The organism is Holdemanella porci, assembly GCF_009696075.1.
Classification (GTDB): domain Bacteria; phylum Bacillota_I; class Bacilli_A; order Erysipelotrichales; family Erysipelotrichaceae; genus Holdemanella; species Holdemanella porci.
Genome location: NZ_VUMR01000011.1, coordinates 37,127 through 43,951, shown reverse-complemented (window position 1 = coordinate 43,951; position 6,825 = coordinate 37,127). Strand labels below are relative to the sequence as shown.

Sequence of the window (6,825 nt, the reverse complement as noted above, 5' to 3'; positions counted from 1 at the left end):
ACGAATTTCTACCATGGAGTAAGTTCGTACAAAAGAACTGTAAATAAAAGAATCAGCATAACATTTTAGCAATGTTCAACTGATTCTTTTTCATTTATTTAACTACATCATTTTATTTGGCGCTTACAATTGATTGAAGAAAGGTTGCAAAAATATAAAGGTGTAGCATCAAAATATATAAATCGGTACAACGCTCTTTTTGTCATGCAAAGAGAAACACAAGGAATGGATAATACAGAAAAGCTACAGTACGTACTACTTAGATTGAAAAATATCTATAAGATCACTCGTTTAAAGGATTTGAAGAACGAATGGTTATTCGCATAAGTGATAAAACGCAAAATTATAGCAAAGTCACCAAATTGCTAGTTAAGCCTTTTTTATTGCGATTGGAATCGCCAAATTTATTTACGCCATGTATTTAAAACACAAACAAAAATAAGTCTAGCAATAGGCTTTTTTATTTTCACCAAAAGAAAAAGCACATCCTAAGATGCACTCTCTTCAATCTTACGCTTTTCTAGATACTTGATTTTTTCATCATGGACCCATTCCATAATAACACGATAATTAGTCATTAAGAAATCTCTCCATTCTGGTTGAACAACAACTCTTCTTTTAAGGCCCCTGTCATTTTCAATGATATATGGAAGTCTATATTTTTCATTATAAACTTTAATTGTTTCTATAATATCTTTAGGTCGATTCCAAATTGGATCATTACCACCTACATCCACCAAAAAACTCGATAACAAACGATACGGTGTCTGCATGATCAATAGTTTCTTATATTCCTTTAAAGCTTCATCATGTTGTTTCACACAAATTATAATTTCTTGTTTCGAACAATTTTCAGGCAAATGCTTTTGGATGCTTAAAATCGTATTTTCCAATGCATTTGTACGCTTTTGATGAATCAACGGACCCAAGTAATACCCTTTTTCTACCACATCCTCATAGGCTAAAGAAATCATTTCATCTAAAATTTCATCAAATTCAATTGTATCCTTATAAATCATTATATTTAATATGGCCTCTAACCAATAAAAGGAATAAGAAGAACTTGTAAATTCTAGAATCTTCTCAAAATAATCCAATCGTAGTTCAAAACTATATAAATCTAAGAATTGTAATCGCTCGACATCTAACATACCCTTATTTTATCAGTTCTGTGTACTTTTTAGAAGATGCTTTACACTTTTCTACAGGATATTTCTTCTTATTTTGTTCTAATTTCATCAACAAAATCTCTTCCATATCCACACCTAGTTTATCAGCCATTAAAATACAATAATTCATCACATCTGCCAATTCTTCACAAACATGTTGCTTATCATATTCATTATTCCATTGAAAGCATTCCAACAACTCTCCTGCCTCAATACTAATCGATTTAGCCAAATTTTCTGGATTATGAAACTGATCCCAATCTCTTTCCTCATTAAACTTTAAGATTTCTTCAACTGCCCTTTTCATCTTAATCCTCCATCATTCGATATTTCTTTGGTGATTTTAAATACCTGAATGAAATGCGTCACTTTATTAAATCCAACACTTCGGATATTTCCGTTACATTTAACATCTTATTGAAACAACGATTGCATTGTGCAATACTCATCGTTCCTGCATCCGCAATATCTTTTAAAGAAAGTTCATCCGCATAATGCGTATGAAAATATATAAGCATCACTTTTCCAATACTTCAATATCTACAATATCATCTATTTGTATTTGAATATTCTCTTTAAAATATAACACCTTATTCAATTCATCTATACGCTTAAAAGATAAAACGCTCTCCATGTACTGACCACCACTTTTTGTCTTATCCTTTTCAAAATAAGTGATTCTACATTTCGATTTCAAATGCATCAATTCAGTGATTTTCTCATTGATTTCAAGCTTTTCTTCATTTGATAAAATTCTTTTTTCCTGCGTGATTCTACCCTGTTCTATCACAGCTTCTTTATGACCTGTTAAAGCTGCAAAAGGCGCAAATTGAGCGGAACGATCTGACATCGGCATCTTGGGGTATTTACTTTTAGGACGATCCATTGTATACCATCTTTCATCCATTATGCCTTATGCCCTCCAATCTGCTCATTTCGCTCTTTGGCCTTAGCTCCCTTTTCAAAATCCGTTCCCTTTAAAATTGAATTCTTACCATACTTATTCTTTATTTTTAAAGTTACCTTTTGAAGATCATTTTCCTTCTTTAATTCTTCTTCATCTACATTTGAAAATAAATCCATCTGTTCAAAGCCACGATTCTTTTCATCAACCACTTCAACAGCTGCCACATTGATTCTTCGCACTAATAAACTAGAATCCACATGCCGGTCATATACATCTAATATATTTTGAATCATAATTGAATTCGCATTTGTCTTTTGAGGTAAATGAACAATTTTATGTAAGCTTTTCGGCAAGACTCTCCCATAAAAATCAACCATCGTTTCGCCCGTATAATTCTCATTTACTTCATAACCAATAGTAAGAACCACTTTATTTGTCACCAAATGTTTATCCACCAAACTTAAAGCTAAAGATTCCACCATTTCCTTTACTAAAATCTTAGCCTTTTCTTTTTCATACCCACAAGATAAGACTTGTCCCGAACCAATACTATTCTTTTCTGGCTTATACGCCTTAATATCTTCCATTGTACAAGGTTCATATCCCCACGCATGATCAATCAATAGTTCAGCATTTACACCAAATGTCTTAAATAAAACATCCTCATGTTCTAAGCTAAAAGCACAAAGCTTGCCCATTGTATCAATACCTAGTTTATTTAATCTTTTCTCATACCCTTTTCCAACACGCCAAAAATCAGTCAAAGGCTTATGATTCCACAACAATTTACGATACCTATACTCATTTAAAGCCGCAACACGAACCCCATTTTCATCTGGATCTTTATGTTTGGCCACAATATCCATTGCCACCTTGGCAAGATATAAATTGGTACCAATACCTGCCGTAGCCGTGATGCCAGTTGTTTCATAAATATCTAGAATCATTTTCATCGCAAATTCTTTTGGTGTTAAACGATACGTATTTAAATATGGTGTCGCATCAATAAACACTTCATCAATAGAATATACATGAATATCCTGACTTGAAACATACTTCAAATATATATTATAGATTTGCGTACTGATATCCAAATAGTATTTCATTCTTGGAGGTGCAATTAAAAAATCGACTTCAAATCTAGGATTCTGCATTAGGACTTCATCATCTGCTGACTTACCATCAAAACGCAAAAATCCCTTTTTCCTTTTAGCATTCACATCTCTAACCTTTTGATTCACCTCAAACAAACGACACCGTCCACCAATTCCATACTGCTTTAAAGAAGGCGATACCGCTAAACAAATTGTTTTTTCTGTTCTAGAAGTATCCGCCACCACAAGATTGGTTTTTAAAGGATCCAATCCTCTAGAGACACATTCACAAGAAGCATAGAATGACTTTAAATCGATAGCCAGATAAATCTTTGAGTTCATGAACGAGTAATCTTTTTAAGAAGACCATTTAATTCATCCAAACCAGAAGTCACTTCATTCAATTGACCTCTTAACGTAGGAATCATCTGTTTCATTTCTTCTTTTACAGCTTGCTTCTTTTTTTTCTTTTGATATTTCTTCACCATATTTATTATATTCATATTTAAAACTCCAATCGCATTTGGTACCACACTACACCACCATGAACACTTGAGGATACACCCTCATTTTTAAATCCAAACTTACTATAGTAAGGCACCAATCTATCTTTACAAGTTAACACTAACCCTTTTCGCTTTTCTTGTCTAGCCATATGAATCATCGCATTCATGATCTTAGCGGCATAACCCTTTCTTTGATAATCCGGCAAAGTATTTAATCCAAATATCATTTGCCAGTCCCCATCTTCATCATGCATCGAAGCATCACTATACATTTCATCCGTTAAATCTCTTTGGTTTGTACAAAAGCCATCGAGAAAACTAATCAATCGCTCTTCTTCAAACAAAAGAAGAAAATGATTCGCATATACATTTAATCTTTCTTGAATCTCTTTTGAAGTCGCTGCTTCATTGGGTGGAAAACATGTCGCTTCTACCTTAGACAATATTTCTGCATCTTCAATCGTTCCTTTTCGAATCATGAAATCACCTCGTACGTATTATACCAAAAAAGAAGTGATTACTCACTTCTTAATGCCTCTACAGGATCTTTTTTACTCGCAATCTTGGATGGAATCAATCCTGCAAGAATGGTTAATACTAAATCAATGAAAATCAAGAATACAGCTCCATTGACTGGTAATTTGGCAATATGCGCAACACCAGTCATATTCTCAACGACCACACTAATTGGAACATTTAATACAAGTGTAATTAGTATGCCTAATACACCACTAATCAATCCCATAATGAATGTTTCTGCATTAAATACACGCGTAATATCTTTCTTACTAGCACCAATTGATCGTAAAATACCAATCTCTTTTGTACGCTCTAATACTGAAATGTAAGTAATAATACCAATCATAATACTAGATACAATGAGAGATACAGATACAAAGGCAATCAAAACATAACTAATGATATTTACAACACTTGTTACTGAACTTAACATAGTTCCAATAAAATCATTATACGTAATCACATCGCTCTTTGTCTGTTTCTTATTATAAGAAGTAATCAAATCACTCAGCTTTTCTTTTCCATCAAAACTTGACGCATACAAAGAAATCTTTGTCGGAGTTGAATAATCTACAACACCAAGTTTTGTCAAATTCGAATCATACGTCGCATTGATATTCTCATTATACGTATTCATGTAATTCATCAATTCTTCTTGCGACATACTTGAAAGCTGCATCATCTGCTCATTTGTAAGATTTGACATGCTCATCTTTTGACCTGAAGCAAACTCTGTTTGCGTAAAAATATTGATATTTGGATTTGTCTTTTGTTCTTTTACAATTTCAGCATTCTCCGTCTTAGAAGTTACATACTCTTCCATAGCCTTTGTATAATACACACCACCCATTGTTGGTTGTGAAACCGTGGATTCACTTGGCTTAATAATTCCAACCACCTTGATTTCAGGACTCTTCGAAACAACACCCTTCATATACGATTCATTTTCACTTTGGTTGATCCACAAACCATTTACCTTTTGATATAAATCGCTATTTAGAACCAATCTAAACTTCAAATTTAAGATATCGTCCACACTATAAGATTTTAGATTTGTCTTTGAAATCTTGTCCGTCTCTCCATTTAAAATCTTCTGATAATTTTTAACCAATTCATCCTGATCCAATAATCCTAAGGAATAAAGTGCATAATCCGTAATCTCATTATTTTCATCGACCTCTAAAGCCACCTCATTATAGTTTGTTGGCCACTTACCTTCGACAAGCTGATACTCATCATCTCGAAGCTTTTTCGATTCGGGTAAAGAAAGCCACACTTGATCATTGGTCATAGCACTTGAATCCATGAATTGCGATTGAATGGACATCATATCCGACATTCCTAGTTTATCCAACAAACCATTTGGCGATACTTGCACTAAGCCCGAATCTGTATTTTCATTATAAACCTGAAGATTTAAATTATAATCATACTCAATCGCTTTCGCCGTCTTTCTAAATTCTTTACCCTTACTACTTTCAATATACGATTTAAAAGCCGATAAGTTATTCTTTTTTGAACTCGATAAAGATTCTAATACATCCTCCACATAAGGACGAGAATAGATTTTAGAATCCGTATGTTCTTCTGTCTTTTTCTTCATACCCATCATCGTTGTCATTAACGTAGACATATCACTTGAATTAGCTTGAATCTCAATCGGATAACTGGCCATAGTATCATTTTCCATTTGATCAATGTAGGACTGCATACCATGCGACAATGACATAATCAATGCGATTCCAATAATACCAATGCTTCCGGCAAAAGAGGTTAAAAATGTACGTGTCTTTTTTGTCATTAAATTATTTAAACTTAATGAACAAGCCATTTTAAAAGACATGCCTGGTCTTTTTAACACACTCGTATCCACATTGGTTTCTGATTCATTAAAAGGATTAGAATCCGATACTAAAGTACCATCCTTTAAACGTATAATTCGACTCGAATATTCATCTGCCAATTGCGGATTATGGGTAACCATAATGACAAGCTTATCTTTTGAGATATCCTTTAAAATCTCCATAATCTGCACACTTGTTGCACTATCCAAAGCACCAGTTGGCTCATCGGCCAAAATAATATCTGGATTATTGACAATAGCACGGGCAATGGCCACTCGCTGCATTTGTCCACCCGACATCTGAGTTGGCTTTTTATGAATTTGATCCGAAAGTCCAACTTTATTTAAAGCCTCTATAGCTCTTTTTCTTCTTTCCTCTTTGTTGACTCCCGTTAGTGTTAAAGCCAATTCTACATTACTTAAAACACTTTGATGCATAATCAGATTATAAGATTGAAACACAAAACCAACCTGATGATTACGATACGTATCCCAGTCTTTATCACTATAATCCTTTGTACTCTTTCCATTGATAATTAAATCACCAGAAGTATAATGATCTAAACCACCAATAATATTTAGAAACGTAGTCTTGCCACATCCACTCTGTCCAAGTATTGAAACAAATTCATGTTCACGAAAAGAAAGTGACACACCTTTTAATGCATGTACAATTTCATCTCCTGAAACATAATCTTTCATAATATTTTTACATTGAAGCATAAAATCCCTCCATTTGAGTTAATTATAATGAATTCTCTCTTGATTTTTCAATCGACTGATTTTA

General features: G+C 33.4%; 8 protein-coding genes. All 8 read right to left on the bottom strand.

The features are described from left to right. Window positions 1–488: 488 nt before the first annotated feature. Genes FYJ55_RS03705 through FYJ55_RS03670 form a run of 8 tightly spaced genes read right to left on the bottom strand, consistent with a single transcriptional unit; the run spans window position 489 to window position 6,761 of the window. On the bottom strand, window positions 489–1,151 hold the full coding sequence (locus tag FYJ55_RS03705) for a hypothetical protein (protein WP_154555692.1): 663 nt from the start codon (window positions 1,149–1,151) through the stop codon (window positions 489–491). A gap of 4 nt (window positions 1,152–1,155) precedes the next feature. After that, complete coding sequence (locus FYJ55_RS03700; protein WP_154555691.1) at window positions 1,156–1,476, bottom strand: nucleotide pyrophosphohydrolase; 321 nt, start codon at window positions 1,474–1,476, stop codon at window positions 1,156–1,158. Between the two features lie 58 nt (window positions 1,477–1,534). Beyond that, window positions 1,535–1,687, bottom strand: coding sequence for a helix-turn-helix transcriptional regulator (locus tag FYJ55_RS03695; protein ID WP_195836651.1), 153 nt, complete (start codon window positions 1,685–1,687; stop codon window positions 1,535–1,537). Then, the gene (locus FYJ55_RS03690) at window positions 1,687–2,076 is read right to left on the bottom strand and encodes a YolD-like family protein (RefSeq protein ID WP_154555689.1); all 390 of its coding nucleotides are present in this window, start codon (window positions 2,074–2,076) and stop codon (window positions 1,687–1,689) included. Before FYJ55_RS03690 ends, FYJ55_RS03695 begins: the two co-directional genes overlap by 1 nt. Further along, window positions 2,076–3,512, bottom strand: a complete 1,437-nt coding sequence (locus tag FYJ55_RS03685; protein ID WP_154555688.1) for a Y-family DNA polymerase — start codon at window positions 3,510–3,512, stop codon at window positions 2,076–2,078. Before FYJ55_RS03685 ends, FYJ55_RS03690 begins: the two co-directional genes overlap by 1 nt. Beyond that, a complete protein-coding gene (locus FYJ55_RS03680) occupies window positions 3,509–3,673 on the bottom strand; it encodes a hypothetical protein (protein WP_154555687.1) in 165 nt (54 codons plus the stop codon). The genes FYJ55_RS03685 and FYJ55_RS03680 overlap by 4 nt, the downstream gene beginning before the upstream one ends. Window positions 3,674–3,675: 2 nt before the next feature. Then, window positions 3,676–4,155, bottom strand: coding sequence for a GNAT family N-acetyltransferase (locus FYJ55_RS03675; RefSeq protein WP_154555686.1), 480 nt, complete (start codon window positions 4,153–4,155; stop codon window positions 3,676–3,678). A gap of 38 nt (window positions 4,156–4,193) precedes the next feature. Continuing rightward, entirely contained in the window at window positions 4,194–6,761 is a 2,568-nt protein-coding gene (locus FYJ55_RS03670) for an ATP-binding cassette domain-containing protein (RefSeq protein WP_154555685.1), read from the bottom strand. Window positions 6,762–6,825 lie beyond the last annotated feature (64 nt).